The following is a 26,433-nucleotide window of genomic DNA, read 5'->3' on the forward strand; positions in this document are numbered from 1 at the left end:
CATGGCATGGCTCGCTGGATGCCGTCGCCTCCACCGTCGCTACGAGCGCAAAGCCGAGCACTTCCTCGCCTTCACGAGCCTCGCCTGCACCCTCAACTGCTACCGCCGGCTCACCAAATGAGATGACTTCTAAGTGCCTGACGCTGTCGGGGATCTTGCCTTCTGCTCTGAACCTACATTGCGCGTGTTGGGAAGTTGGAGGGCCGGCCGCCGGTCGGGCTGGTCCTCAGCCTCAGGTGTTCCACTCGCCCTAGTGCTGGATTCCTCTTTCACTGGGTATATGTCCTGGTGGCGGGGCAGTTCGGCTACTCGAGGGCGGGTGCTGGACGGTGGTGTTACGGGCACGGCCGAGCCGTGACGAGAGCGAGGAAGGGCTCGTGCGTCGGCTGGCGCGGGCGCGCAAGACGCCTCGTGATCTGGTGATGCGGGCACGGATGGTCGAGCTGAGCTGGTCCGGACAGCGAGTGCCTTGAACGCCGTCATCAGCACCCCGTCGGGACCGCGAGACGGACACCGCGGCCACGGCCAGGACCGAGCCGGACACCGCGTCGGCGGTCCGGCCGGTCACCGTCTGTGTCAGGAGCGGCGGACGAGGGCCAGCACCCGGTCGCGTACGGCGTCGACGGCCGCCTGGTGCGGGGCCTCGACGTTCAGCCGCAGCAGGGGCTCGGTGTTCGACGGCCGCAGGTTGAACCAGCGGCCGTCGCCCAGGTCGACGGTGAGGCCGTCCAGCCGGTCGGTGCCGACGCCTTCGGCGGCGTAGACGGCCTCCACCCGGTCGAGGGTGCCCGGCACGTCGGCCACCACGGAGTTGATCTCGCCGGAGGCCGCGTAACGGGAGTAGCGGGCAGCGAGTTCGGACAGTGGCCGGTCCTGCTCGCCGAGAGCGGCCAGGACGTGGAGGGCGGTGAGCATGCCGGTGTCGGCACGCCAGAAGTCCCGGAAGTAGTAGTGACCGGAGTGCTCGCCGCCGAACACCGCGTCGTGCTCGGCCATCGCGGCCTTCATGAAGGAGTGGCCGACCCGGGACCGGACCGGCGTGCCGCCCTGCTCCCGGACGATCTCCACGGCCGCGGCGGAGGTGATCACGTTGTGCACTACGGCCGAGCCGGGGTGGCGGGCCAGCTCACGGGCGGCGACCAGGCCGACGACGGCCGAAGGCGACACCGCCTCGCCGCGCTCGTCGACGAAGAAGCACCGGTCGGCGTCGCCGTCGAAGGCGAGGCCCAGGTCGGCGCCGGTCTCGCGGACCCGCGCCTGGAGGTCGACGAGGTTCTTCGGGTCCAGCGGGTTGGCCTCGTGGTTGGGGAAGCTGCCGTCGAGTTCGAAGTACAGGGCGTAGATGTCGAGGTTCAGTTCGTCGAGGACGGCCGGGACGGTGTGGCCCGCCATGCCGTTGCCCGCGTCCACGACCACACTGAGGCGCCGGTTGCCCTTGAGCGGGACGAGGGCGTTCAGATGGGCGGCGTAGTCACCGAGCAGGTTCCGGGAGGTGGTGGTGCCGGGACGGGCGGCCGGCGCCGGGATGTCGTCGGCCTCCAGCCAGGCCCGGATCCGCCCGAGCCCGGAGTCCTCACCGATGGGCGCCGCTCCGGCCCGGCACAGCTTGATGCCGTTGTCCTTGGCCGGGTTGTGGCTCGCGGTGATCATCGCGCCGGGCAGGTCGAGGCTGCCGGAGGCGTAGTACAGGTAGTCGGTGGAGCCGAGCCCGGCGTCCACGACGTCCGCCCCCGCCGCGTTCGCTCCCGCCGCGAACGCCGCGGCCAGCGCCGGACTGCTGTCGCGCATGTCGCGGGCGACCACGATCCGCGGTGCGCCGGTGAGCCGTACGAAGAGGGCGCCGGCCTTGCGGGCGAGGACGGCGTTCAGCTGTTCGGGAACCTCGCCACGGATGTCGTAGGCCTTGACGAGCTGGGAGTAGTCACGCACAACAGAGCCTCTCGTCGCTGCTAGGCGGTGACCGACTGGACCCAGCCGAACGCCGTGATCTCCTTCGTCGCCGTCTTCAGGTCCTTGGCGTTGTCCACCCCACGCCAGTAGCCGTTGATCCGGTACGCCGACAGCCGGCCCTCCCGCGCCAGTTCGGGGAAGGTGGTGTCCTCGTGGTCGCCGAGGTCCGGCAGCAGCGCGGTGACCTCCGGCTCGAACAGGTACACCCCCGCGTTGATCCAGTGCGGCAGCACCGGCGCCTCCGTGAAGCTGGTGACCCGGTCGGAGTGGGTCATCTCCACGATGCCGTACGGCGACTTCAGCGGTGTCACCGCCAGCGTGGCGAGGGCGTCCCGTTCGACGTGCGCCCGCGCCAGGTCGCGCAGCGAGAACCGGGTGAGGATGTCGCCGTTGAGGCCGGCCCACCGCTCGCCGGAGTACGGCAGGTGGGCGGCGGCGTACTTCAGGCCGCCGCCGCGGCCGAGCGGCTCGTCCTCCACGACGACCTGCACATGCAGCGGCAGCCGCCTCGTGGCGACGAACTCGCGCAGTACGTCCGCCTTGTAGCCGCAGGAGATGACGACCTCCTCGATGCCCTCGGCCGCCAGCCAGTGCGCCTGGTGCTCGAAGATGGGCCGGCCCGCCACCTCCACCAGGGCCTTGGGTATGTGGTCGGTGTACGGGCGCAGCCTGCTGGCCTGCCCGCCGGCGAGGATCACGGCCTGCCGGACGTGCGATCCGCCCCAGCCGGTGATGGCGAGATCCGTGTCATGCGTGATGGTCATGGGGGTCCCTTCTGGTGGGATGCGAGCCTGTGTGATGTGGGGTTCAGACGCCTTGCAGTGGGTCGATCGGCTGCTCGGACACCGCGAACGCCGCGAAGTCGGCGTACTGCGCGCGCGGTGTCGCCCAACTCGGGTCGCTGCCGCCGAAGAAGGTCGAGAAGAGCACTCCGTCGATGCCGAGCCGGTCGGAGGTTCGGAACTCCAGCCCGTTCTGGCTCAGCACCTCCCGCCCGTCGACGTGGACGGTCACATTGCCGTCGAGGCGGCCCGGCCGGTTGAGGCGTACGGCCTGTTCGACGCAGACCCAGCGGCCCAGCGGCCAGTCCCAGGAGCCCCGGCCGAGCGAGGTGCCGTGGGCGACCGAGGTGGGCAGATAGGCGTAGACCTCGGCGGCGCCGTGCGCCCGCCACATGTAGCGGGTGGACAGTCCGTCCTCGCCGTCGGGGATCCGGCGGCCGCTGGTTACCGTTCCGCCGTACAGGCCGGGCAGCTTGCCACCCTTGACGAAGTCGAAGTCGTCGGGGAAGCGGACGTAGTAGCGGAGGTGGAGGGAGTCGACGGGGCCGGTACCGAGCTCCAGGTAGACCTGCGCCCCTCCCTGGGGGCGGCCGTACTGCCGTGCCACGCTCGGGCTCGCGGAGTGGGCCGGGTAGCGTACCCGCAGCAGCCGGCCCAGCACGGGATCGCTGTCCGGCAGCAGTGCGGCGCGGTCGAGGCCGAACGAGCCGCCGGACCGTACCGTCAGCCCGGACCCGAAGAAGCGGGCCAGGGCCGCCGGGTCGGCGCTCAGCGCGGTGGCGGGGAGGTCGGAGCGGCCCGGGGTGGCGGAGTGGCCGCCTCCCGGGTCGGAGGAGCAGGCGGCGAGTCCCGTACCGATCATGATGGCCCCCGATGTCGTGATGAACTGCCGTCTGCGCACTGCCGCCGCTCCTTCTCCCGTGTCCCGTGCCGCCGTTTCGCGGGTCAGCCGGTGCTGACGATCCGGTAGTCGACCTCCTGGGTGGTGCCCGGCGCGGTGTGCAGGGTGAGGGTGCCGGCGGCGGAGGCGGTGCCGGTGGCGAGGGTGGTGCCGCCCGCGGTCAGGGCGTACTGGGCGCCGGCGGTGAGGCCGGTCGCGGTGAAGGCGAGGTCGGTGCCGGCGGTGGAGGGCGCGACCAGGACCTCGTACGCCCCGGCGCCGGTGGGCACCCGGCCGGTGGCGGTGCCGCTCGCGGGGACCACCGCGACGGACTGCGGGGTGACGGTCACGGCGGAGGTACCGACGGTCGCCGCGGTCAGTGTCGCCGTGCTGCCCGCGCCGGGGGCGCCGAGCGCGGTGGTGACGGCCGGGAAGCCGCTCGCCTTGTAGACGGTGCCCGTGTAGCCGGTGAACCTGGCCGAGCTGACCGAATCCACCGTCACCTTCGTGGACTGCTTGACGTTCTTGAAGGTGATGGTGCCCGGGGTGGTCGAGTCGCCCTTCACCGAGTAGGTGAGGGACGTGGGAAGGGTGTTGCCGGAGAAGACCGTCCCCGTGCTCCACTGCGTGAGCACACCGGAGGCGAACGAGCCGCTGAAGGTGTTGTTGCTGAACACCGTGCCGTCGGTCTGGTTCAGCTTGACCGCGTTGCTGGCGGTCGTGTCGAAGGTGTTGCCGGTGAAGGTCAGGTTGCTCGGCCGGCCGGTGCTGTTGGTGTAGACCGGGACGTCCGAGCCCTGGTAGGTGAAGACGGCGTACTGGCTGCTGTTGCTCACCGTGTTGCCGGTGGTGGTGATGTTCGTCGAGCCGACGCTGTAGCGCAGTCCGTACTGGGAGCCGGTGATGGTGTTGTCGCGGATGGTGTCGCCGCTGCTGTCGAAGACGGCGATACCAGCGCCGTTGGGCTGGTCGTGGACGTAGTTGTCCTCGATGACGCTGTCGGTGACCCCGCGGTGGATCATGATGCCGTGGACCTGGTTGTCCGACGGGTCGTCGTCACCGGTCGGCACGTACGGCGGGATGCCGTTGTGGTCGACCTCGTTGTGGGTGATCTCCAGGTGGTCGCAGCGCTGCGAGCAGATGATCCCGTGGTCGCCGTTGTCGTGCGAGTGGTTGTGCGTGATCGTCAGGTAGTCGGAGTCGTCGTGCGGATCGAGCCCGTACATCACGTTGTGGTCGTACTCGTTGCCGGTGAAGGTCATGCCGTACGCGTCGAACGTGTACGTGCCCATGAAGTTGTCGTGGAACCGGCTGTTCGTCTCGGACCCGTAGACCTTCAGCGCCGCGCACACGTCGAGGTGGGTGGAGTCGCAGCCGCGTCCCTTGTACGACACCCCGTAGCTCTCGGCGGCGTGCGAGCCGAGGTAGCCGATGTCGCTGTCCTTGATGTCCATCCGCGACTCACGGGGTGTGCCGTCGGTGTCCAGGTACGACAGGGCGCGGATGAAGGCGCGGGCCCGTGAACCGGCCGGGGCGTCCGCGGGCAGGTACGGGTCGGTGTCGGGGGCGCCGGTGGCGTCGTCCCACGAGGTGATCTTGACGTGGTCGATGTCGATGTCGCCGTACTGCGCGGTGATGGCGCTGACGCGGGTGGCGACGTTGTCGGACAGGCTGCGCAGCCGCAGGGTGTCGACGTCACCGCCGACGGCGCTGCCGTGCAGGTCGAGGTTGGCGCCGTTCTGGACGACCAGGTCCGCGCTGAGTTCCCAGGTGTTGGTGGACGGACCCGTCTCCACCAGGGGTGCGGACGGGCAGAGCGCGTCGATGTCGGACAGGCTCGCGGTGCCGGAGGTCAGGTAGATGGTGTTGGTGCTGCTGGCGTAGCGGACCTGACCGGAGCACGAGGCGGCCTGCACCGGTGCCGCGAACAGCACGACGGGGCCGGTCAGCAGCCCGAGGACGCTGAGGGAGACGGCGAGACGGCGGGCACCGCGGCGGGCGGGCGTGGCGGCTCTGTATGGCTGGTCGTTCATGTGGAGCTCCTGACGTGTCCCCCGGTTCGGCTCTGGTCGCGGGGGTTGGGTGCGGTGGTGCCGTGGGTCATGCGGTGTTCTGTACATGTGCGGCCACCCGGGGACGCGGTGTCCTGCGGTGGCGGACCTGGTGGATGGTCTGGAACAGCACGGCGAGGGTGAGCGCGACCAGTGCCGCGAAGCCGAGCCAGGGGAACGGCGGCAGGGTCACCTCGGTGTGCCCGAGCCGTTTGACCGTGCCGTCGCCGGAGAGGGCGGTGGGCGCCCGTACCCGTGAGTCCGTGATGCTGATCCACGCGCCCGAGTCCGCCTGGATGCCCTTGCGTTCGGCGAGGATGTCCAGTCCGGTGCCCTGTGCGTGCACATGGGCGGCCAGGTGCAGTCCCCTGCTGGCGTCGCTGACGGTCAGCTTCTCCAGCCGGGCAGCTGCGCCGAGGTCGACGGCCGTGACGGTGTCCGAGACGGAGCCGCCGTCGACCACCAGGCCCTCGGACGCGGACGTCAGGCCCTTGCGGGAGGTGCCGCTGATCCGGACGCCGGACAGGACGACCCCCTTGGTGCCGGCGGAGGCGGTGACGCCCGCCCGGCCGCCGCGGACCGTCACCGAGTCCAGCGTGACGTCGTGGGCGCGGCCGTAGACCTTGACGCCGGTACCGGCGCCGCTGACGGTCGTCCCCGCCACTCGTACACCGGGACCGCCGACGGCGACACCGCTGTCGTAGCCGCTGATCGTGCCGCCCGTGACGGTGGCGCCGGCGATGTCCGCGCCGAGCGACACCCCGGCACCGGGCCCGTCCCCGCCGGCGGTGAGCCGGGCGTCGCGTACGGCGACCTGGGCGCCCGTTCCGGAGACCTCGATCCCGGAGGGCGAGCCGTCCACCACGGCCTTGTCGACGGTGCAGGAGACACAGGAGGAGAGCCGGATGCCGCCGCCGGAGTCATGGTGCGAGACGGTCGCCCTGAGGGTCAGCCCGCGTTGGGCGGCGGCCTTGACGCCGGCGCCGTGGCTGTCGCGGGTGGTGACGCCGGACAGCGTACGGCGGTCGGTGCCGCCGACGGTCACGCCGTTGCCGCCGCTGCCCTCGACGGTCAGCTCCCGCACGGTGGTGCCCTGGTCGTCCTTCAGTACGACGCCGTCCTCGACGGAATCCTTGACGGTGACCTTGTCGAGGGCGACGTCGGTCGACCCGGCCAGCCGCAGACCGGTATGGCCCCCCTGGAACGTCGAGCCGGTGGCCGAGCCGGTGGCGGACCTGCCCCAGCCGACCCCGGACTCCCTGGCCGACGCGCCGACGCCCCGGCCGAAGCCGATCACGGTCGTACCGCTGATCGTCATATGGCCGCCCGCGCCCATCGCGAGGTAGGGGCGTCCGGCGAGGTCCGCGGGGGCCGGGTCGGTCCCGCCCGCCGTCGCGGAGGCCAGGGTGACGTCGTCGATGTCGAGGGTGGCCCGGCTGCCGCTGATCCAGGTGCCGGACGCGGCGGTCTTCCCGGCGGTCATCAGCACGGTGGGGGTGCGGCGGCCCATCTGCAGGGCGGAGCCGGGGGCGAGCAGGACGGCCGTGTTGATCCGCACGGTCTTGCCCGCGCCCGACTTCCCGGACACGTAACCGACCCAGTTCTGACCGGCGTTGACGGCCAACCAGCTGAGCGGGAGCGGTCCGTACGGCGGGTAGAGCCGTTTCACCACGGAGCCGTGACTGACCAGGGCGACGGTGCCGGGCCTGACCACCATCAGCCGGTCCGGATGTCCGTTGCGCTGCCAGGCGGCGACGTCCTGATCGCCCTGGGCGGCACCGACGGCGTGGGCGGCGGGCGCGACGGTGACGAGGAGAGCGGTCGCGGCGAGGGCGGCGCGGGTCGCGCGCGCGAGGGAGACGAGGTTGGCGAGGGGGCCGAGGCGTCTCATACGGCGACCTCCGCCTCGGTGGCCTGCGTGGTCCTGACGACGACGCCGTTCTCCACCGACACCTGACGGGTCAGCCAGCGCTGCTTGCGGATGGTGGCGAGCGCGCACAGCTTGACGACCGCCATCATGAACGAGATCAGCACGAACCCGGGCACCAGGAAGAACGACGAGGGTTTGCGCACCAGGTGCGGCAGGATCTTCATCGACCGGCTCACCCACCACCAGCCGGCCAGACAGGCCACGAAGAACCAGTCCTGCCGGATGATCGCCCAGGTCATGAAGAACGGCGAGAACAGCAGGGTGAAGCTGCTGACCCCCTTGTCAATCATGGTGAAGGCGAGGAAGGGGTGCCGCCATACCCAGCGGCGCGACAGCGCCCTCAGATCGGAGCGCCAGGTGTTGCGGGCCCAGCGCAGCCGCTGCTTGACGAAGATCCGCAGGGTGCCGGGGAAGGTGGACCAGACGCGGGCGGAGCGCTGCATGTAGGCGAGGTGGCCGCGCTCCAGGATCAGCGTCGTCAGCCGCTTGTCGTCGCCCGACATGCAGGGGACGCCCATGAACGTCTCCTCCATGAAGTCCTCGGAGATCTCGAGGAGCAGTTCGCGGCGGTAGACGGCGGTGCGGCCGGACAGACAGGAGACGGCGCGGCCCATGACGGTCTGCGCGGCGTTCTCGTCGAAGTACCGGTAGTCCAGGAACATGTCGTTGACCCGCTGGAGGAAGCCCTTGGGGTTGTACACGTTCTGCCGGGTTCCGACCCCGCCGATCTTCGGGTCGGCGAACGGCTTGCAGACCTCCTGGGCGACGTCGTCCGCCCAGACGGTGTCCGAGTCGACCAGCGCCACGAGATCGGTCGAGCACACCTCCCAGCCCTTGCGCAGGGCGTCGCGCTTTCCGGGTACGTCGGTGATGACGACGGTCACCGGGTAGCGGGCCGCGATCTCCTGACAGGCCTTGTCGGTGACGTCGATGACCAGGACGACCTCGTCCACCTGGTTCGCCAGCCATGACTCGATCGCGTGGGCGAAGATCTCCGGGTCTTCCTGGTACACCGGCACGACGATGCTCAGCGGCAGGGAGTAGTCGTTCGCCACGGAGCGGTAGAGCGCCGCGGGCGCCCGCCGCACGAGCCAGCAGGCCCAGCGGACCAGCCCGAGGACGCCCAACGGCAGGTAGACGAGGTAGTACCGGAAGTCCAGCAACGTGGTGTCGAATAGTCCGCTCATAGGCCTGTTCTTGTTGAGTCCACAGGTGGTTGGCAGGGGGTCCGGGGGAAGGGGCAAGGGGGCCGGGGCAGCGGGTGGTGGGGCGATGGTCGTGGGGTGGTTGAGGCCCGGAGCCGGCGACCGTGTCCGGAAACCGCCCCCAGGAGACCGCCCCACGCGGAACCACCCCTGTCCGAAAACCACCCTCAAGAGGCCGGCCCGCACGGAATCGCCCCCGGCCGGAAATCGCCCTCTGGAGCAGCCCCCGGGAGCAGCCCCGGCGGGACGCCCCGGCGCAGAAACGTTCCCGCTCGGGTCCGGTCGGCCGCTGGGCCTACGCCGTCAGGGCCTCCGCCTCCATCTCGGCCACCTCCGCGAGCTTGTCGTTCACCGCGACGACCGCCTGGAGCAGCGGCATCTCGACGCCGAGCGACGCGGCGAGGCCGAGGAAGCCCTGGGTGTCCTTCGGCAGGCAGACACCGCCGTACGGGGCGCCGCCCCGGATGCCGTAGTGCGGGTTGTAGGAGGCCTCCGCGGAGCGGGCCACGGTCTGCGCGATCGGGTCGAGGTCGAGCCCGAGGTGCTGGCCGACCAGCCACATCTCGTTCCAGAAGCTGATCTTCGTGGCGTTGTAGATGTTGTGCGCGCACTTCACGAACTCGGCCTCGGCGGGGTTCGTGAAGACACGGGTCTCACCGCCGAACGGCGCCAGCAGCTCGGCCAGCCGCTCCCGCGTGCGCACGCTGCGCGAGGCGATGACGGTCATCCACGGGTGGCGGAAGTCCTCCACGGCGGTGGCGGCACGCAGGAACTCCGGGTTGCTGGCCAGCGAGAAGCCCTCGCCGACGTTCTTGCCTGAGTGCTTCTCCAGCAGCGGCAGCACCAGGCCCTCGGCCGTGCCCGGCGGGACCGTGGAGCGGACCACGACGACGGGCGTGCCCGTGGCGTCGGCCAGCGCCTCGCCCACGGAGGCGGTGCCCGCCTCGAACGCGGACAGGTCGTAGCGGTGGCCCACGTTGGGCGTGGGGAGCGTGAGGAAGACGAACGCGTCCGGTTCGGCGCGCAGGTCGAGCCGGTCACGCGCGTCGAGGCCCTCGGAGCGCAGATGATCCAGGCGCTGTGGTGACACGTCGATGAAGGTCACCTCGTGTCCGGCGTTGAGGAACCCCTTGCCGGTGGCTGTTCCGACGACACCGGAACCGACGATGAAGATTCTGGCCATTTGAATCAGTCTCCTGTTCGAATTCGGGTGCCGACGGGCACGCCGAATACGGAATCGGAATAAGAGGATTCGGTGACAGGGAACAGGTGAACGCCAAACCACGCGGACCACGGCGCTTCGCACCAGTAGCCGCATGTGGGCGTGATTCACCGTGAATTCACTGAAGTGTGTCCGGCGCAGACACGCCTCCCCTGGCGTGCGCCCGACAACGCGACGGCGCGAGAAGGCGCCGCCGGAGAAATCCCCCAAACCCCCTGTCAATGCTGAACCGAGTGACGACACCGCCCACTCTGTGCCTGTACCTAAAAATCAGACAGTACGAAGTTATACACGGGATCCACACATCGATGGCAGTACCGCTGTTAATTCGTCATGTCGGAAGAGTAAATCCCTTGTGGGGCGCTTCTGGCATATGCCCTGCCGTCGGGATAAACAGAAGCATGGGCGCGGCGGAGCGTAATTACATGGTCTTTACATGTCTTTACATGGCGTTCACCGGCCCTTGGCGGCGTGCGGAAGGCCGGGGCCGAGCTTGAGTTCTAGCGGTCGTCGCAACACCCCACTTCAGGGGTGCGATGGACTTCAAGATCCGGGACGACCGGAATCCGCAGGGCCAGAGGCAGTTGGTCCGGGAGCGGGAGGAATACCTTCGGCTTGTGGATCAAGGAACTCCCTACGAGGACGCCTGCCGGATCGTCGGCATCAACTCGAAGACCGGCAGGCGATGGCGTAACGGCCGCAGTGCGAGCAGCTCGTCCAACTGCGGCAGTACTTCGTTCACGGCGAAGGACTGTCGACCACGCCACCAACCAGCCGGGCGATCATCGGGCGCTCACCCTCCATCACACGGAGATCAACAGTCACCCTGCGTACGCGCCCGCAGGAAGTGGACCAGAGCCCACGAAAAGTGACACAGCCACGAGCGCCCGTCACGGCTCGATAGCATTGCCGCCGTACAGCTTGGGAATGCGTGATGACAAGGCGTGACGATGTCATTCAGCGCATACTCGCACCCCGGCTCGAAGGACATCCGATCATGGCGCGCATCCCCCAGGTCGTCGAAGTGGATGAGCCTGCCGCCCAGAGGAAGCCGCCAGCGGTCGCGCCGGCTGCCTCAGCCGCGCTCAGCGCATGCGAGGCCGTCTTCCTGCCCGGAGATCCGGCCAGGCAAGGCCATGTTGCCTTCTGGCGGGCGGACGGCGGCAAGATGCCCGACTGCGGTGTGGAGCCGAGGGAGCTGACCGTCGTGCGGCCACACGGGAACGGGATCCGGCGGCGGAGCGTGAGTGCGGTGCTGCTGCCGGTCGCGCAGGCGGTGCCCGTACTCACCCGCGCTCGCGCCATGATGCCAAGCGGCAACGCCTCCGTTTCCGCCGCGTGGTGGGGAGCAGGGGCTCTGGTCGCGCTTCAACTTGCCGCGCGAGGACGGCTTTTGCCGGGGCTGAGCCCCGCAGGGTTCGACGCCTGGCGGCTCGGTCCGCTGGACGGCGACGACGTGCGCCGGATACGCGACCTCGCGGCGGCGATGCCGCCGGAGGCGCGCGCGGTCCCGCTGCCTGGCTCGTCGCCCGTAGCGCTGCCCGCCGCCGAGCCGCTGCTGCGTGCCTTTGTGGACGCGGTCGCGGACGGCCTGCCGCGCTCCCCGGCAGCGCCCCACCTGATGGCCGGTCCGGCCTTCGCCGCTCGGATGCCGGTGCCTATCCCCGAACAGCGTGAGTGGGCGGCCGAGGTGGCCGCGGGGATGGACGCGGGCGTGCGCGTCTCCCTGCGCCTGGAGGCAGACAGCGACGCGTGGGATGGCGGAGACTTCGGCGACAGCGGCGGCGCCGGGCCAAAGTTCCGGGCCGTGGTGCAGTTGCACAGCCTCGCCGACCCCACCCTGGTGGCAGATGCGGCCGATCTGTGGGCCGGGGCTGCAGCCGCTCCGGAGCAGTTCGGCGCCCGTACCCGTATCGACGCGCTGCTGGCGCTGCGCCGCGGCGCGAAGGCATGGCCGCCGCTGTCGCGCCTGCTCTTGGCCGCCGCGCCCGACGCGCTGCAGCTCGTCGACGACGAGCTGCTGAACCTGCTCGGCGAGGCCGCGGAGCGGCTGGCCGCCGCCGGAATCCAGGTCCACCTGCCCAAGGGCCTGGCGAAGGAGCTGACCGCGACCGGCCTGCTGGAGCCGCCCCGGCGCAAAAAGACGCAGTCGGACCTGGAGACCTTCCTCTCCTCCGGTCAGCTCCTTGAATTCCGCTGGCAGTTGGCGCTGGGCGGGGAGCCGCTGACCGAGGAGGAGATGGACCGCCTGGTCGAGGCGCACCGCCCGGTGGTGCGGCTGCGCGACCAGTGGGTGGTGGTCGACCAGGCGCTGGTCCGCAAGGTCCGCAAGCAGCGCGGCGAGGAGCTCACCGCGATCGACGCCCTGGGCGCGGCGCTGACCGGCGAGGTAGAGATCGACGGCACGTCCGTACCGGTCACCGCGGGCGGCACGCTGGAGCAGTTGCGCGCGCGGATCGCCGAGCCGGAGGCTGGCCAAGGCGCCGCATCGGCCACCACCGGCCAGCCCGCCATGCTCGCAGCCACCCTGCGCGACTACCAGCTGCGGGGCCTGATCTGGCTGGACCGGATGATCTCCCTCGGTCTGGGCTGCTGTCTCGCCGACGACATGGGCCTCGGCAAAACGATCACCTTGATCTCCCTCCACCTGCGCCGTCACGAGCGATCGGCCCACGGCCCCACCCTGGTGGTCTGTCCGGCGTCCCTGCTCGGCAACTGGGAGCGGGAGGTGCAGCGCTTCGCGCCCGGCATCCCCGTACGCCGCTTCCACGGCCCGCGCCGCACCCTGGACGACCTCACACCGAACGCCTTCGTCCTCACCACGTACGGCACCCTGCGCCGCGACGCCCAGCGCCTGGCCGACAGCGCTGTGCCGTGGGGGCTGCTCGTCGCGGACGAGGCGCAGCACGTCAAGAACCCGTACTCCGACACCGCGCGGGCGCTGCGCACCGTCCCCGCCGCCGGGCGCATCGCGCTGACCGGCACCCCAGTTGAGAACAACCTCTCCGAGCTGTGGGCCCTGCTCGACTGGACGACACCCGGCCTGCTCGGCACGCTCACCGCCTTCCGCGACCGCTACGCCCGCGCGGTCGAGGCCGACGGCGACCAGGAGAGTGCGAACCGTCTCGCCCGCCTGGTTGGCCCCTTCCTCCTGCGCCGCCGAAAGTCCGACCCGGGCATTGCCCCCGAGCTGCCGCCCAAGACCGAGACCGACCAGCCTGTCTCGCTGACGAAGGAGCAGGCGTCCCTGTACGAGGCGCTGGTGCGCGAGTCGCTGGCGGCGATCGGCGAGGCGGACGGAATGGCCCGGCGCGGCCTGGTGATGAAGCTGCTCACCGGCCTCAAGCAGGTCTGCAACCACCCGGCGCAGTACCTGAAGGAGAAGAACGCGAAACTCGTCGGCCGCTCCGGCAAACTGGAGCTGCTCGACGAGCTGCTGGATGCGATCGTGGCCGAGGACGGCTCGGTGCTGGTCTTCACCCAGTACGTCGAGATGGGCCGACTGCTGGAGCAGCATCTCGCAGCCCGCGGCATGGCGGCGCAGTTTCTGCACGGTGGGACGCCGGTGAAGCAGCGCGAGGAGATGGTTGACCGCTTCCAGCGCGGCGAACGGCAGGTCTTCCTGCTCTCCCTCAAGGCCGCCGGCACCGGCCTTAACCTGACCCGCGCCGGCCACGTCATCCACTTCGACCGCTGGTGGAACCCAGCGGTCGAAGAGCAGGCCACCGACCGTGCGTACCGCATCGGCCAGACCCAGCCGGTGCAGGTGCACCGGCTGATCGCAGAGGGGACGGTCGAGGACCGGATCGCCGAGATGCTCAAGCAGAAGAAGGGGCTCGCGGACGCAGTGCTGAGCCATGGCGAGACGGCACTCACCGAACTCTCCGACGCCGAACTGGCCGAACTGGTAACGATGCGTCACAGCACCACGCCCTGGAGCCCAGACCGTCAGCGCACCACGAGGGGAAGCCGCAAGTGAGCCCGCGCCCGACGAAGCCCAAGCAGCGGGCCCAGGATCAGCTCGCCCGTACTTTCCCTCCCTTCCCTCCGGCTCCCGGCCGCCGGGGCGGTTTCGTCTCAACCTGGTGGGGCCAGGCGTGGGTGTCGGCGCTGGAGGAGTGCTCACTCGATTCCGGCCGCCTCACCCGCGGTCGCACCTACGCGCGGCGCGGATCCGTGGGCGAGATGACCGTGGTCCCGGGCCGGATCAGTGCCCCGGTGCAGGGCAGCAGGCCACGGCCCTACCGGGTGTCATTGGCGATCCCCGTCCTGGGCGACTCGCAATGGGACCGGCTCCTCAACGCGGTGGCGGCGCGCGCCGGGCACATCGCCGCACTGCTGGACCGCGACATGCCCACCGAGCTGGTCAAGGACGCGCTGAAGGCTGGCGTACGGCTGCTACCGTCCGCCAACGACCTGGAGCCGTCCTGCTCCTGCCCCGACTGGGGCTACCCGTGCAAGCACGGCGCCGCGCTGTGCTACCAGGTCGCACGCCTGCTGGACGAAGACCCCTTCGTCCTGCTGTTGATGCGCGGCCGCGGCGAACAGCAACTGATGGACGAGCTCGCCCGCCGCAACGCCGCCCGCGCGGCATCGCAGGCGGCAGCCTCGGCTTCGGCGTCGGTTCCGTCCCCGCGAACTCCCGCCCCAACTCCAGGCACACCGGCCCGGGAAGCCTTCGCGGCGCGGGCCGATCTGCCACCGCTGCCCGAACCGCCGCCCCTGCCCGAACGCACCGGGCACCCGCCCGTCTTCGCAACGTCCCGACCCGCCGAACCAGGCATCGACCCCGAGGCGCTTCAAACCCTGGCCGCCGACACGGCTGAGCGCGCCCGTCGCCAACTCGCCGCCGCACTGGCAGGCGGCACACCACCCAATCCGCCTGACCTGACGGAGTGGCAGGACGCTGTGCGCCTCGCCGCCGAGCACCCACAGACAGAGATCTTCGCCCGGATCGCCAAGAGCACCGGCCGCCCGCCGATCGAGCTCGCCCAGGCGGTAAGGGCCTGGAGTTACGGCGGCACGGCCGCACTCGCGGTCCTGGAGGAGCCCTGGACCCCGGACCCCTCGGTACTCACCCGCGCCCGAGCCTCGCTCGCCGAGGACTGGGCGGACGGAGGGCCTCCCCAACTGCGCGCGTGGCGCAACCGCTTCACCGTCGTCGGCCGCGACCGCCAACTACGCTACGGCCGCGACGGCCGCTGGTATCCGTACGGAAAGGAAGACGGCGCCTGGTGGCCCATCGGCCAACCCGACCCTGACCCCGCCACGGCCCTCGCAGCGCTGCTCGAACTCCAAGACCGCTCGTGACCATAACGTCACCCCAAGGGGCTCCGATCTACGTCATAGTCCCCAACGCCCAGGAAGTCCGCGGACGGCTGCACGCTCGCCGACAGGTGAAGGACGGCTGGTTCTACCAGGTAGGAATCCTGGTGTGGCAGTACGGCGCAAACGGCTTGGCCGAACCTGCCGAGCACCTAGTCTGGGTGAGTCCCACACACACGCCCGGTACCCGGGTCTCCTACGAGCACGTCCCGACCCAACGTCTGTCCGCAACAGACACCCCGTCCCACAAACGCCCGCCCGCATGGACACTCCAGTACCTGCCCCACCGCCCCGGGCACCCGGACACCACACTCCTCCACGTCATCGGCTGCACCCCCAGCGACCGCACGCTCACCCGGGAGAGGCCCTTGCTGCCCTCGGTCAGCCCCTCGCAGCAGCCTGCATCGACTGGTACTCCCGAACCCAGACCGCTACCTACCAGGCTGCGCCGCTGATTCCAGGCAGTGCTCACGACGAATGAAAGAGAGCGGAGCCGTCTCGGTCCAGTGCGTGCGCGGAAGGCCGCTCCAGGGGGACCATGGAAGCCGAAGCACTCCGTAGGTACGGGGCAGGGCCACGGGCTGGCGTGAGTGGAGGCCCTTGTGGTCCGGCGCATGGAAGGGGTGCCCGTGTGAGCGCAGCCGAGGGGCGTCCGGGTGACACCGGCCAGCCGGAGGGGCGATCGTCGCAGCCGAGTGGGCTGATGGATCTTCTCGGCGTTGCTGCGGTGCTGTTGGATGCCGATGGGCGGATCGATTTGTGGAGCCCGGAGGCCGAGGACCTGTTCGGCTATACCGCTGAGGAGGCGCTTGGGCAGTACGCTGCGCCGCTACTCGTTCACGAGCAGCAATGCGATCTGATGATCAAGCTGTTTGCCGAGGTCATGGCTACCGGGGAGAGGTGGGCCGGGGCCTTCCCCATCCGGCACAAGGACGGCAGCACTCGCTTGGTGGAGTTCCGCAACATGCGGCTGCTGGACAGCCTGGGTGACTTCTACGCGCTTGGTCTGGCCACCGACAGGTCAAGGCTTCGGGAGGTCGAGAGGGACGTCGCCCTGTCCACCCGGCTGATTTCTCAGTCGCCCATCGGGCTGGCGATCCTCGATACCCAATTGCGGTACGTCGCAGTCAACCCCGCTCTGGAACGGATGCACGGCATTCCCGCGGAAGACCATCTGGGCCGGCACTACCGCGAGATCATGAACTCGGCGAAGTTCGAGGGGCCGGAGGCCGGGATGCGGCAGGTCCTCAAGACCGGGGTCCCCATGGTCGACGAGTACACCATCGTCGGCCACACCCCCGCCGACCCGAACGTGCACGCCTGGTCGATCTCGCTGTACCGGCTGGACGACCCCCAGGGGCGGGTCCTCGGGGTGGCCGACCTGGTGGTGGACGTCACCGACCGTTACCAGGCGGCCACGGAGGCTGCCGAGGCCCGCCATCGCCTGGCCTTGATCGCCGACGGCTCTGCCCGCATCGGCACCACCCTGGAAGTGGAACAGACCGCCCGAGAGCTGGCCGGCGTCACCGTTACCGAGCTCGCCGACATGGCCACGGTCGACGTCCTCGACTCCGTCCTCCACGAGCACCGCCTGCCCTTGGGCGACGGTCCAGCGCTCTTTCGCGCCCTCGCAGTGCAGGCCGCGTATGCCACCGAAGCCGTCCAGGCCGCCGACCCGCCCGGGCAGATCGCTGCTTACGACGCCGACCGCCTGCCCACCGAATGCGTACGCACCGGCCGGCCGATCCTGATCTCCCACATGGATGACGCCGCCATGGCCCGCATCGCCCGCGACGACCGCGCCGCCACACTGCTGGCCCGTGCAGGCGTGCACTCCTACATGCTGCTCCCGCTCACCGCCCGCGGCCAGATCCTCGGCTTCCTGGGGCTGAGCCGCGCCCGTAACCCGCAGCCATTCGACGAGGACGACCTCGCCCTCGCCGGTGAGCTGGCCTCCCGCGCCGCGGTGTGCATCGACAACGCCCGCTCCCACCAGACGGTGCGCAATACGGCCGAGACCCTTCAGCGCAGCCTGCTCCCGGACCACCCGCCGCATCTCCCGGGCCTGGAAGTCGCCTCCCGGTACCGGCCTGCACAGGCGGCTTACGAGGTCGGTGGCGACTGGTACGACGTCCTCCCGCTCGACGGCGACAAGACCGTGCTGGTTGTGGGGGACGTCATGGGCAGCGGTATCCACGCCGCCGTCACCATGGGCCGCCTGCGCACCGGCACCAGCGACTTCGCCGACCTCGACCTGGACCCCGCCGAGGTCCTCCATCACCTCGACAAGATCACCTCAGGGCTTGAGCAGTACATAGCCACCTGCGTCTATGCCGTCTACGATCCGCACTGCGCGGAGTGCCACATCTCCGTCGCCGGCCATCTGCCGCCCGTCTTGGTGCGCAATGGCAGGCCCCCGGAACTGCTCGACCTTCCGACCGGCACCCCGCTCGGGGTCGGCGGCGTGCCCTTCGTGACCACGACCATCCCCGTCGACGCTGGTGATCGGCTGGTCCTGTACACCGACGGCCTCGTCGAGGTCCGTCATCACCCCATCGACGAACGCCTCAACACCCTCCTGCGCCTGCTTGACACACCTGACCCCACCCTGGAAGAAACCTGCGACCGGCTCCTTCACAAACTCCGGCTTCCCGCCGACCCGGACGATGTCGCCGTCCTCATCGCACGCATGCAACCCTTCGCGCCCGACTCTTGAAATACGGCCAGGTCCGGCCGGTCGCTACACCGATCATCGGCGCGGGGGCGCTGGAGACCTGTGGACGGTTCACGCGTCGCGCGGCCCTCGCGCCGCTGGTGCGTAGCTCCCCTCTCATCTCCTCACCGTTGCTCGTCGCGCGAGTTTTCAGCGAGATGTCCGTGGTGTCGATACACCATTTCGTCGTGGTGACGTGTCACCGTGGCGTTCGAGCTACCAGATTCGCATGGCGTCGGGCAGGTCCAAGACTGCTCGGCGGAACAGTTCTCTGCCTTCGTGCTCCTGCCCGAGCGTCACGGCGCGTAGGGCGTCCTGAGACCCCTGGGCCCGAGCGGCGTCCTGTTCGGCGAGCATCAGGGTGATGCGCGCCTGTAGCCACAGACCTGGAGCGTCTTCGACCGCCGCCACTGAGCGGCTGCCTGTGGCGTCGAGCTCTTCCGGCAAGTGATCGCTCGTTACGTCTCGTCCGAGATCGTCCAAGGCCAGTCGTGCGGTGGCTCGCGCGGCGGCTGAGCAGCCGGCTTTGGAAAGGGCAGGAGCCTGATAGATAAGTGTGCCGCGGGCACGGAAGCGGATACCGGGCAGTCGAGTTGGCCACTGGGCGCGGATTCGACTGCGCCGACGTCCGGCAGAGGTGTACCGGCTCTACGGCGACGCCGCCGAGGCAGGACGCTGGATGTACCTCGAAGAGGACCGGAACGACGACGAGACCACTGCCTTCGAGGCTCGGTACGGCTCTCCCGGGTGGCGGATGAAGGCGCACAGCAGGTGAGAGCATCCGCCTCATGAACGACGCAGACGGTCGCGCGGCTCGATGGTCGGCGGCGCTGCGCCGCACGCCGGTGGCAGTCTGGAACGACGACGTCACAGACTGGGCTGCCGCTTTGACGTACTACGCGGTCCTGGCCCTGTTCCCGGTACTCCTGGTGATCCTCTCGATCGTGGGTCTGACCATTCCGACGGCCACACCGGATGTCATCGACCGCATGTCGCAGGCCGCCCCGGTCGCGTCCCGGGCCCTGCTGCGCGGCACCCTGCGGCAGATGGCCGAACAGTCGTCAGCGGCATGGACGCTGATCTCCATCGGCGGAGCGGGAGCGCTCTGGTCGGGATCCAGCTATCTGAGCGTCTTCCGCCGGGCGTTGCACGCCATGCACGGCGTCAGTGCGCACCGGCCGGTCTGGCGCACCGCTCCGCGCATCATCGCCACGGCCCTCGTCCTGATCTCGCTGCTCCTCACGACCACCCTGGCGCTGTTTGTCACCGGCAGTCTGGCCCGGCGCCTGGGCCGGGCGCTGGACCTGGGTACCGGGCCGCAGGCCGTCTGGGATGCACTGCGGTGGCCGGTCGTGGCCGCGGTCGCCATCGCCCTGGTGCTCGTCCTGTACCGTTCGGGCCCGGCGCCTGCCCGCCCTGTGCGGAGGATGGCACCCGGCGGCACCTTGGCCGTGGGGCTCCTGCTGGCCGTCTCGCTCGGGTTCGCCGAATACACCTCCCACGCCAGTACCTGTCACCGGCTGTACGGTTCACTGGTGGGCGTCGTGGTGTTCCTGGTCTGGCTGTGGCTGGCCAATCTGGCCCTTCTGATCGGTGCGCGGTTCAACGCGGAGCTGACGAAGGCCGGCCAAGGGAAGGGAGCCGATCGAGCGCTGTGCGCGGCGGACCGCCCGTAGCCCGCGGGCGGGTGGTCGTGGGCCTCGAGTGACGCTGGTTGCGTGTCGGCTTCCCGGGTACAGCGATGGGATACGGGGGCGCTCACACGGCACCCTCATCACCGAAAGTGATGTGTTCGTGACACTCCCCGGCGGCGCCGACGACCGCGCTGCGGGCTCGGCCGACGATCCGAGCGCCGACGCGCAGGAGATCGCCGATGCCGTGGAACGTCTTACAGACTTGTGGTTCGTGGCCGCTCAGGAAGCGACGGTACGACTGTCACTCCACCAACTGCGGGCACTTCGGGCTGTGGAGACGGCACCGGAGGTGAATCTCACCGGCCTTGCGGCCCGCATGGACATAGGGATTCCCACCGCCAGCCGCCTCTGCGACCGGCTGGAGGCAGCGGGCCTGCTGGAGCGTGCGCTGCACCCGCGCAACCGTCGCGAACTGCAGCTGAGGCTCACCGGTCAGGGGCGCCGTGTTCTGGGAGATGTGGCCCGTCGACGCACCCAGGCCCTGGCCGGAGTACTGACGACCATGGAACCCGCGGAGCGATCGGCGCTGATCCGCGGCATGAAGGCCTTCCTCTCCGCACAGGGCGAGGCACCCTTCCAGCCACCGCGGGCGCCATAGGGGTCAGCGGTCCGGCCGCGCCTGCGGGGACGTCCCAGCATCGCGACCTGCCCAGTCGAGGCAGACGACGGCGGCGTCGGAGAGGAGCCCCTCGCTGCCGACATGCTCGATCAAACCGGCGACGACCGATCGTGCCGCCTCGTGCGGCGAGGTCTGCCGGGTCGCGCTCAGGATCTGGCGCAGGACGCCCTCGCCGAACACCTCCCCGCTCGCAGACCGGGTGCCGTGGACGCCGGTACTTATGGCGACCAGGCGGTCACCCGCCTCGACCTGGAAGCTCTGCTCTTCGTAGAGGGTCTCCTCGAACATGCCGAGAGGCATCTGAGCCTCGAGTTCGATGCGTTCGATCATGGCACCGCGCTGGCGGTAGAGCTGGGGAGACCCCGCGTCGACGGCGGACACCGTGCCGGTGACCAGGTCGAAGCCCAGGAGGAGGGTGGAGGCGTACATCTTGCCCCCGTACTGGGAGTAGATGGCCTGGTCGGCGAGGCACGCCTGGTCGGCGAAGCCGATGCCGGCGCGGCGGGCGTTGCGCAGGGCGCCGACGGCGAGGCTGGTGAGCAGGGCGGCGTCGATGCCCTGCCCCATGCCGTCGGTGACGGTCAGAGTGAGGTGGTCGGCGCTGGTCGACCAGTCGAAGTTGTCGCCGCCGATGGCGTAGGCCGGCTCCAGATGAGCGCCGATGACGTATTCGTCGCGGGCGCACCCGCGGCCTGGGAGGAGCTGCCACTGCATCTCGGCGGCGAGGGTGAGACGACGGGTGCGGCGGGCCTGGAGATACAGATCGGTGTCCCGGCCCGCCGTAACGACCTCGTGGCCCAACGCGGTGGCGAAGTCGTCGAGTCGCAGCACCGAGCCCGGGTCGGTCGAGCAGGCGGGCAGGCGGAGGGAGAGCACCCCGATACGGTCCCCGCGGACAGTGATGGGCAGGTGAACCATCTGCGTGGCCGGGTCTGCCGTGACTTCCACCACGGGTTTCTGGGTGGTGAAGGCGGTACCGGCGGGGCCGTCGTGGGCGGACACCGGATCGCCGGTTTGCGGCAGATGGGTGACGGGTTGCAGGACCGTCAGGCCGTAGTCGGCGAGGAGGAGCGCCACGTTCAGGACGCCGAAGCGCTCCGCCAGCAGGCGGCCGGCGGTGGCCACCAGAGCATGCGGCGGAGCTGCGCGCAGCTGGGCTTCCGCGGACGGTCCCGGTTCAGAGGGTTTCACCGTGTCTCCATCCTCTCCCCTTGCGAACTCCACGCTATCGCGATCGGGGTCCGGTCCGGAGCGGCCGGCGTGGCCAGGGCTCGCCGGGGTTGCTGGCCCCCGAACGGAGGGTGCGGCACAGGAGGGGACGGACGTGGGGTGTGGCCGAGCGGCTCGTTACCCGGGTCGACGCCTCGCGCTCGCCGCTTGCTGTAACAGGCCGAACGCGCCCGTATGCCGCCGGGGACCTCGCGGATGCCTGGACCGGGTCCAGGGCGACGAGCCGCACTGCCGGACCGTGAGCGCCCGTCCCGAACGGGCATCGGAACGGTCCGGACGCGCGTCATCGGGACCCCGGACGAGGGGCAGGCACGCCGGTGGCCCAGGCAACGACGGTGACGACAGTGCCCCTGCCGGGCTCGGTGTCGATGGTGAGCTCGTCCACCAGCCGTTGGGCTCCGCTGAGGCCCAGCCCAAGGCCGCCCTCGGTGCTGTAGCCGTCACTCATCGCCAGCTCGACGTCGCTGATGCCGGGGCCGGTGTCGATGAAGGACAGTCGCAGTCCACGCGCCGGTCCACTGATCAATGGGATGATCTTCGCCTGCCCTCCACCGCCGTGGAGCAGGGTGTTCCGGGCCAGTTCGCTGGCCGCGGTGACGAGTTTCGTCTGCTGCACGAGCCCGAACCCGATTTCGGCCGCAAACTGCCGCACCTGGTGACGCACCCACGCGAGGTCCGCGTCCGAGCCGATCGGCAGACTCGTCGCGGTGGCGGGCTCGGAGGCCGGCGTCACGCACACCCCGCACGGGTGCCCAGGGCGGTCTCGGAGGCACCCGGCTGGAGCAGTTCGAGGGCACGTTCGACATCGAGCACGGTCACCAGGCCAGGCAGGGTCAGGCCCAGCTCCACCAGGGTGATCACCACGGCGGGGCGCATCCCGCACAGGACGGTGCGAGCGGCCAGCAGACGGGCGTCGGCGGCGATCTCGGCGATGACCCGGCCCAGGAACGAGTCGACGATCTCGACGCCGGAGACCTCGACGACCACGCCGCTCGCCTCGCTGCGGGCAACGCGCTGGGTGATGTCCTGTTGGAGTTGCTCCACCACGCTGTCGTGCAACTCCCCTTGGAGGGAGACCAGAAGGATGTCCCCCAGTGCCAGGACCGGCACCACTGCCGAGTCGCCCGGTCGGGAGGCGGTCATCGCGCGGCCACGCCAGCCGCGCGGGAGACCTCGATGCCCTGCCGGCCGAGCGCGTAGGCCAGGGAGCTGTGGGTGAGCACCGAACTCAGATCGATGCCGACGTGCACGATGGTCTGCGCGATGGCCGGACGGATGCCGGAGACGATGCATTCGGCGCCCATCAGGCGGGCCGCGGCGACCGTCTTCATCAGGTGCTGCGCGGACGAGCGAGTCGACCGTGGGCACACCGGTGATGTCGAGGATCGCGTAGCGGGCCCGCTGATCCACGATCGCGTTCAGCAGCGACTCCATGACGACGTGGCTGCGGGCACTGTCCAGCGTGCCTATCAGGGGCACGGCGACGATGCCCTCCCACAGGCTGATCACGGGAGTGCCCACCTCGAGCAGTCGCTGCCGCTGCCGCGCGATCAGCTCCTCGCCGGAGTTGACCGTCGTCTCCATGATCACCAGGCTCAGCGTGCCCATCAGGATGGCCATGGCCGTCGGAACTTCCTGCGCCGCCTCACCGGACGGCTTGTGGACCTGGCCGCGCAACAGCTCGGCGGCCGTCACGCGCAGGCCGGCCGCCTCATCCGCGACCTGGGCCGGGCTGAATCCACTGCGGGCACGGGAGGCGGCCATACGCCCCAGTTGCTCTCGGATCGAGTCGAAGCCGGGGGCCGCCACGTTTTCCAGCCTGCCGCCCGAGGCCACTTCTGCCAGGGCATCCACAACGGTCCTGCACGCCTCCACGGCCTCGTCGCGGGAGACGGTGAAGACCGTTCTGAAAAGAGGGGCGTCCGCCCGTCGCTGGGCGATCTGTTCGCGACGGCGTTCCAGGAAGGCCCTCAGCTCCCCCGCCACCGAATCGGCCGCCGCCTGCTCCGACAACTGCATCGTCTCCCTTGAGAACAGGCGGTTGCGCCAGGACCGGCACAACCGCGCCCATTATTGCCATATGACAAGCATTGGCATCGCGCGTGCGGCGGAAGCGACACAGCATCGCCACATCCACGGTTCGCGAGTCAGCGGCTCAGCGCCCGTGCCAGTCCAGGCACACGACCAGGGCGTCGTCCTCCGGGACCGAACGCCCGCGATGACCGGTCAGCTCCCGCAGGATGGCGCGCGGCACCTCGGCGGCCGGCAGCGGACGGCATTCGCGGTGGCCGAGCGGGAGAACGCGTGGGCCGTCCCGGCGAGCGTCTCGTATTGCCCTGCTCGTCGGGGGCATCCACTCCCGCACCCGCCGCCAGGAGAGAGCCGACAGCCGCGGCATCCTACTCATCCGCCGCGAAATGCAGCGGCGGATGACCCCCGGCGGCTCTCACGGTCCGAGCCCTGAACCTCATCCGTCATGTCAGCCATCATCACGACAGCTTGACGAAGGACATAGGGGCCCCACGCCCTGGAAAGCATTCTCGCCCACGACGCCGGCCCCGCAGCCGGACATGGGCGGGTCTCTGCCCCAGTTCCGGGGGCTTCCGGGACGGAGGCCCGCATCTCCGTCTCCACCCCGGCGGCGCTGCCACGCCCCACGTTGCGTGCCGTCGTCTTCGGACGTCCAGCGCTCGACGGCATCGAAGTGGCGGCTGCCTGTCGCGGCCGCGCGGACGGTCAGTTGCTTGCGCAGGACCGCTCACAACCATTGGCCGCAGGTCTCTCACCGCCTGCGCCCGCGAACGTTCTCCTCGTGCGCGCACGTCCGGGCCGCCGGATACTCGATGCGGGCCCAATGCCTCCCAACCGCAGTCCGGGCGCTGAAGAACATCTGCCTTGCTTCCCGGCCCTGACCGATGAGGAGATTGCGTCATGCGCTCCCAGAGGAATCCGCTGACCCCGCTCGCGGCGGTGACGGGCGGCCTGCTGGCCGGGGCGGTGGGAACGGTGTGCCTGGATGCCGTTCATTACCTGAAGTACCGTCGGGAAGGAGGGACGGACAGCCCACTCGCCTGGGAATTCGCGCCGGTCGAGAGCTGGGATAAGGCCCCTGATCCGGGGCAGGTGGCGAAGCGGGTGATCGAGGGTTTCACCCGGCGCCGACTTCCTGATGGTTCCGCCTGGCTCATCAGCACCGTGGCGCACTGGGCCTACGGATCAGCGGCCGGCGCGGCTTATGGCATCCTGGCCGGATCACTGCCCAGCCCCTCCCCCGTGTATGGCGTGCCTTTCGGTGCCGCAGTGTTCGCCGGTGACTACGTCATCTTGCCGATCGCAGGGCTGTACAAGCCGATCTGGCAGTACGACGCCAAGATCGTGGCCTGGGATTTCGGCGCGCACGTCGCTTACGGCGCCGGTACTGCAAGCACCTTCTGGCTGCTCAGCCGACTCGGTATCGGTGTCGGTCAGAAACCGTAGGCCGTCTGCCAGCCACGGCCGCTGTCCATGCGCGCCACGGCTCCCTGCTGATGGGGGTGTGGTTTGCTTCTGGACCGCCGCCCGAGCATCGTGAGCCCACCATCATGCCTGTCGGCGCGGAGCCCCGAAGGTGTTGGACCAGGCCAGCCCGCCGAGCGCGTGTCCCGAATTCCCGCCAGGCCATCTGGCCGTCGCCTCCCTCCGGGACCTGGCCCAGGCGTGGACCTGGCCACCGTCTGCAGGATTCCCGGGCGCGGTCCGCCTCCGGCCGTGCAAGCCTCGTCATGTCGGCATCCTGTAGGAGTGGAAGAAGTTCAACCATGGACATGAAACTCGAAGTCGTCATAATTCCGGTGTCCGACGTCGACCGGGCCAAGAGCTTCTACACGCGATTGGGCTGGAGGCTCGACGCGGACATCGCCCCGGACGAGAACTTCCGGGTGGTGCAGGTGACGCCGCCGGGCTCGCCGACGTCGGTCATCTTCGGCACCTCGGTCACGACCCAGACGCCGGGCTCGGCTCAGGGCCTGCACCTGATCGTGGACGACATCAACGCCGCATACGATGAGCTGAAACGGCTCGGCGTCGAGCCGAGCGAGGTGTTTCACGACTCCGGCGGCATCTTCCACCACGCCGGGACAGAGGCCCGGCTGCCGGGGCCGGATCCGCAGCGTACGAGCTACGGTTCGTTCCTGTCTTTCAGCGACCCGGACGGCAACGGGTGGCTTCTCCAGGAGGTCACCACACGGCTCCCGGGACGCCTTGATCCGGCGACCACGACGTTCGCCTCGGCCGAGGACTTGGCGAGCGCGCTGCGCCGTGCCGCGGCCGCGCACGGGGAGCATGAGGCAAGCATCGGTGCGGAGGACCGGAACTGGCCGGACTGGTACGCGCAGTACATGGTGCGTGAGCAGGCCGGGACTGAACTGCCGTCGTGACCACATGGCCCTTCGGCAGGTGAAGTACTGGAGCGCTCCTGCATCACCGGAGCCCAAGGGCGAACGAATGCGGCCCTCCGCAACCGGCGCCCCGAACCAGGCGGGATAGTGCACGCCGATCACGGCACCCAGTTCACCTCCTGGGTCTTCGGGGAAAGGATCCGCTCCGCCGGGCTCCTGCCATCGATCGGCACGGTCGGAGACGGTCTGGACAACGCGATGATGGAGTGGTTCTGGTCCTCGATGCAGATCGAGCTGTTGAACCGCAAACGGTGGAAGACCCGGGTCGAGTTGGCAATCGCGATCTTCGAGTACATCGAGGGACCCTGTTGCCCAATTCGAGTGAAGCCAGCGTGATCACGGGGCATGCGGCGTCGGGGGCCATGAGCGTGTTATGTGGCGGTCTCAAGGGCACGA

At 69.7% G+C, this 26,433-nt stretch carries 18 protein-coding genes and 5 pseudogenes; 10 read left to right on the top strand and 13 right to left on the bottom strand.

Annotated features, from left to right (window positions below):
- Window positions 1-121 (top strand): annotated as a pseudogene (locus ACFY01_RS45620) (IS5/IS1182 family transposase); the annotation flags it as partial.
- A gap of 455 nt (window positions 122-576) precedes the next feature.
- On the opposite strand, the gene ACFY01_RS45625 reads toward ACFY01_RS45620, so the two are convergent.
- From ACFY01_RS45625 to ACFY01_RS45655, 7 genes are all read right to left on the bottom strand, one after another.
- Window positions 577-1,929, bottom strand: coding sequence for a phosphomannomutase/phosphoglucomutase (locus tag ACFY01_RS45625; RefSeq protein ID WP_390741694.1), 1,353 nt, complete (start codon window positions 1,927-1,929; stop codon window positions 577-579).
- A 20-nt stretch (window positions 1,930-1,949) separates the two neighbouring features.
- Window positions 1,950-2,714, bottom strand: coding sequence for an NDP-sugar synthase (locus tag ACFY01_RS45630; protein ID WP_390741695.1), 765 nt, complete (start codon window positions 2,712-2,714; stop codon window positions 1,950-1,952).
- Between the two features lie 43 nt (window positions 2,715-2,757).
- A complete protein-coding gene (locus ACFY01_RS45635; protein WP_390741696.1) occupies window positions 2,758-3,633 on the bottom strand; it encodes a polysaccharide lyase in 876 nt (291 codons plus the stop codon).
- A 44-nt stretch (window positions 3,634-3,677) separates the two neighbouring features.
- Window positions 3,678-5,645, bottom strand: coding sequence for a right-handed parallel beta-helix repeat-containing protein (locus tag ACFY01_RS45640; RefSeq protein WP_390741697.1), 1,968 nt, complete (start codon window positions 5,643-5,645; stop codon window positions 3,678-3,680).
- 67 nt (window positions 5,646-5,712) lie between these two features.
- Window positions 5,713-7,554: a right-handed parallel beta-helix repeat-containing protein gene (locus ACFY01_RS45645; protein ID WP_390741698.1), complete on the bottom strand. Its 1,842-nt coding sequence runs from the start codon at window positions 7,552-7,554 to the stop codon at window positions 5,713-5,715.
- Window positions 7,551-8,780, bottom strand: coding sequence for a glycosyltransferase (locus ACFY01_RS45650; RefSeq protein WP_390741699.1), 1,230 nt, complete (start codon window positions 8,778-8,780; stop codon window positions 7,551-7,553). Before ACFY01_RS45650 ends, ACFY01_RS45645 begins: the two co-directional genes overlap by 4 nt.
- A 313-nt stretch (window positions 8,781-9,093) precedes the next feature.
- Window positions 9,094-9,981 (bottom strand): nucleotide sugar dehydrogenase, encoded by an 888-nt coding sequence (locus ACFY01_RS45655; RefSeq protein WP_390741700.1) that lies wholly within the window; start codon window positions 9,979-9,981, stop codon window positions 9,094-9,096.
- Between the two features lie 1,036 nt (window positions 9,982-11,017).
- Between ACFY01_RS45655 and ACFY01_RS45660 the strand changes: the two genes are divergently transcribed.
- The 3 genes from ACFY01_RS45660 (at window position 11,018) to ACFY01_RS45670 (ending at window position 18,061) form a co-directional block, all read left to right on the top strand.
- Window positions 11,018-13,999, top strand: coding sequence for an SNF2-related protein (locus ACFY01_RS45660; RefSeq protein WP_390741701.1), 2,982 nt, complete (start codon window positions 11,018-11,020; stop codon window positions 13,997-13,999).
- A gap of 206 nt (window positions 14,000-14,205) precedes the next feature.
- The gene (locus tag ACFY01_RS45665) at window positions 14,206-15,330 is read left to right on the top strand and encodes an SWIM zinc finger family protein (protein ID WP_390741702.1); all 1,125 of its coding nucleotides are present in this window, start codon (window positions 14,206-14,208) and stop codon (window positions 15,328-15,330) included.
- Between the two features lie 646 nt (window positions 15,331-15,976).
- The gene (locus tag ACFY01_RS45670) at window positions 15,977-18,061 is read left to right on the top strand and encodes a SpoIIE family protein phosphatase (RefSeq protein WP_390741703.1); all 2,085 of its coding nucleotides are present in this window, start codon (window positions 15,977-15,979) and stop codon (window positions 18,059-18,061) included.
- A 213-nt stretch (window positions 18,062-18,274) separates the two neighbouring features.
- On the opposite strand, the gene ACFY01_RS45675 is transcribed toward ACFY01_RS45670, so the two are convergent.
- The gene (locus tag ACFY01_RS45675) at window positions 18,275-18,505 is read right to left on the bottom strand and encodes a hypothetical protein (protein ID WP_390741704.1); all 231 of its coding nucleotides are present in this window, start codon (window positions 18,503-18,505) and stop codon (window positions 18,275-18,277) included.
- Window positions 18,506-18,608: 103 nt separating this feature from the next.
- On the opposite strand from ACFY01_RS45675, the pseudogene ACFY01_RS45680 reads away from it, so the two are divergent.
- From ACFY01_RS45680 to ACFY01_RS45690, 3 genes and pseudogenes are all read left to right on the top strand, one after another.
- A pseudogene (locus ACFY01_RS45680) lies at window positions 18,609-18,821 on the top strand (DUF6584 family protein); the annotation flags it as partial.
- 25 nt (window positions 18,822-18,846) lie between these two features.
- Complete coding sequence (locus ACFY01_RS45685; RefSeq protein WP_390741705.1) at window positions 18,847-19,734, top strand: YihY/virulence factor BrkB family protein; 888 nt, start codon at window positions 18,847-18,849, stop codon at window positions 19,732-19,734.
- Between the two features lie 118 nt (window positions 19,735-19,852).
- A complete protein-coding gene (locus ACFY01_RS45690) occupies window positions 19,853-20,350 on the top strand; it encodes a MarR family winged helix-turn-helix transcriptional regulator (protein ID WP_390741706.1) in 498 nt (165 codons plus the stop codon).
- Window positions 20,351-20,353: 3 nt separating this feature from the next.
- Here ACFY01_RS45690 and ACFY01_RS45695 read toward each other — a convergent pair whose 3' ends face one another.
- From ACFY01_RS45695 to ACFY01_RS45715, 5 genes and pseudogenes are all read right to left on the bottom strand, one after another.
- Window positions 20,354-21,562, bottom strand: a complete 1,209-nt coding sequence (locus ACFY01_RS45695; RefSeq protein WP_390741707.1) for a PP2C family protein-serine/threonine phosphatase — start codon at window positions 21,560-21,562, stop codon at window positions 20,354-20,356.
- A 322-nt stretch (window positions 21,563-21,884) separates the two neighbouring features.
- Window positions 21,885-22,334, bottom strand: coding sequence for an anti-sigma regulatory factor (locus tag ACFY01_RS45700; RefSeq protein ID WP_390741708.1), 450 nt, complete (start codon window positions 22,332-22,334; stop codon window positions 21,885-21,887).
- Window positions 22,331-22,744 carry an STAS domain-containing protein gene (locus ACFY01_RS45705; RefSeq protein ID WP_390741709.1) on the bottom strand — a complete coding sequence of 138 codons (414 nt, stop codon included), beginning with the start codon at window positions 22,742-22,744 and terminating at the stop codon, window positions 22,331-22,333. The genes ACFY01_RS45700 and ACFY01_RS45705 overlap by 4 nt, the downstream gene beginning before the upstream one ends.
- Window positions 22,741-23,620: pseudogene (locus ACFY01_RS45710) on the bottom strand (STAS domain-containing protein). The gene ACFY01_RS45705 and the pseudogene ACFY01_RS45710 overlap by 4 nt, the downstream one beginning before the upstream one ends.
- Window positions 23,621-23,756: 136 nt before the next feature.
- A pseudogene (locus tag ACFY01_RS45715) lies at window positions 23,757-23,876 on the bottom strand (phosphatase); the annotation flags it as partial.
- A gap of 656 nt (window positions 23,877-24,532) precedes the next feature.
- Here ACFY01_RS45715 and ACFY01_RS45720 point away from each other — a divergent pair.
- The 3 genes and pseudogenes from ACFY01_RS45720 to ACFY01_RS45730 all read left to right on the top strand — a co-directional run.
- Window positions 24,533-25,078, top strand: coding sequence for a hypothetical protein (locus ACFY01_RS45720; RefSeq protein WP_390741710.1), 546 nt, complete (start codon window positions 24,533-24,535; stop codon window positions 25,076-25,078).
- A gap of 326 nt (window positions 25,079-25,404) precedes the next feature.
- Entirely contained in the window at window positions 25,405-26,016 is a 612-nt protein-coding gene (locus ACFY01_RS45725) for a VOC family protein (RefSeq protein WP_390741711.1), read from the top strand.
- A 72-nt stretch (window positions 26,017-26,088) separates the two neighbouring features.
- A pseudogene (locus tag ACFY01_RS45730) lies at window positions 26,089-26,337 on the top strand (IS3 family transposase); the annotation flags it as partial.
- Window positions 26,338-26,433 lie beyond the last annotated feature (96 nt).

The sequence above is a fragment of the Streptomyces sp. NPDC001480 genome (assembly GCF_042894725.1).
Taxonomy (GTDB): Bacteria; Actinomycetota; Actinomycetes; order Streptomycetales; family Streptomycetaceae; genus Streptomyces.

What these genes read in the sequence shown, in the direction of transcription:
- ACFY01_RS45640 (WP_390741697.1), bottom strand. Translation starts at nt 5,645, where the DNA reads ATGAACGACCAGCCATACAGAGCCGCCACGCCCGCCCGCCGCGGTGCC.
- ACFY01_RS45650 (WP_390741699.1), bottom strand. Translation starts at nt 8,780, where the DNA reads ATGAGCGGACTATTCGACACCACGTTGCTGGACTTCCGGTACTACCTC.
- ACFY01_RS45705 (WP_390741709.1), bottom strand. Translation starts at nt 22,744, where the DNA reads ATGACCGCCTCCCGACCGGGCGACTCGGCAGTGGTGCCGGTCCTGGCA.
- ACFY01_RS45655 (WP_390741700.1), bottom strand. Translation starts at nt 9,981, where the DNA reads ATGGCCAGAATCTTCATCGTCGGTTCCGGTGTCGTCGGAACAGCCACC.
- ACFY01_RS45645 (WP_390741698.1), bottom strand. Translation starts at nt 7,554, where the DNA reads ATGAGACGCCTCGGCCCCCTCGCCAACCTCGTCTCCCTCGCGCGCGCG.
- ACFY01_RS45660 (WP_390741701.1), top strand. Translation starts at nt 11,018, where the DNA reads ATGGCGCGCATCCCCCAGGTCGTCGAAGTGGATGAGCCTGCCGCCCAG.
- ACFY01_RS45720 (WP_390741710.1), top strand. Translation starts at nt 24,533, where the DNA reads ATGCGCTCCCAGAGGAATCCGCTGACCCCGCTCGCGGCGGTGACGGGC.
- ACFY01_RS45685 (WP_390741705.1), top strand. Translation starts at nt 18,847, where the DNA reads ATGAACGACGCAGACGGTCGCGCGGCTCGATGGTCGGCGGCGCTGCGC.
- ACFY01_RS45630 (WP_390741695.1), bottom strand. Translation starts at nt 2,714, where the DNA reads ATGACCATCACGCATGACACGGATCTCGCCATCACCGGCTGGGGCGGA.
- ACFY01_RS45725 (WP_390741711.1), top strand. Translation starts at nt 25,405, where the DNA reads ATGAAACTCGAAGTCGTCATAATTCCGGTGTCCGACGTCGACCGGGCC.
- ACFY01_RS45665 (WP_390741702.1), top strand. Translation starts at nt 14,206, where the DNA reads ATGACCGTGGTCCCGGGCCGGATCAGTGCCCCGGTGCAGGGCAGCAGG.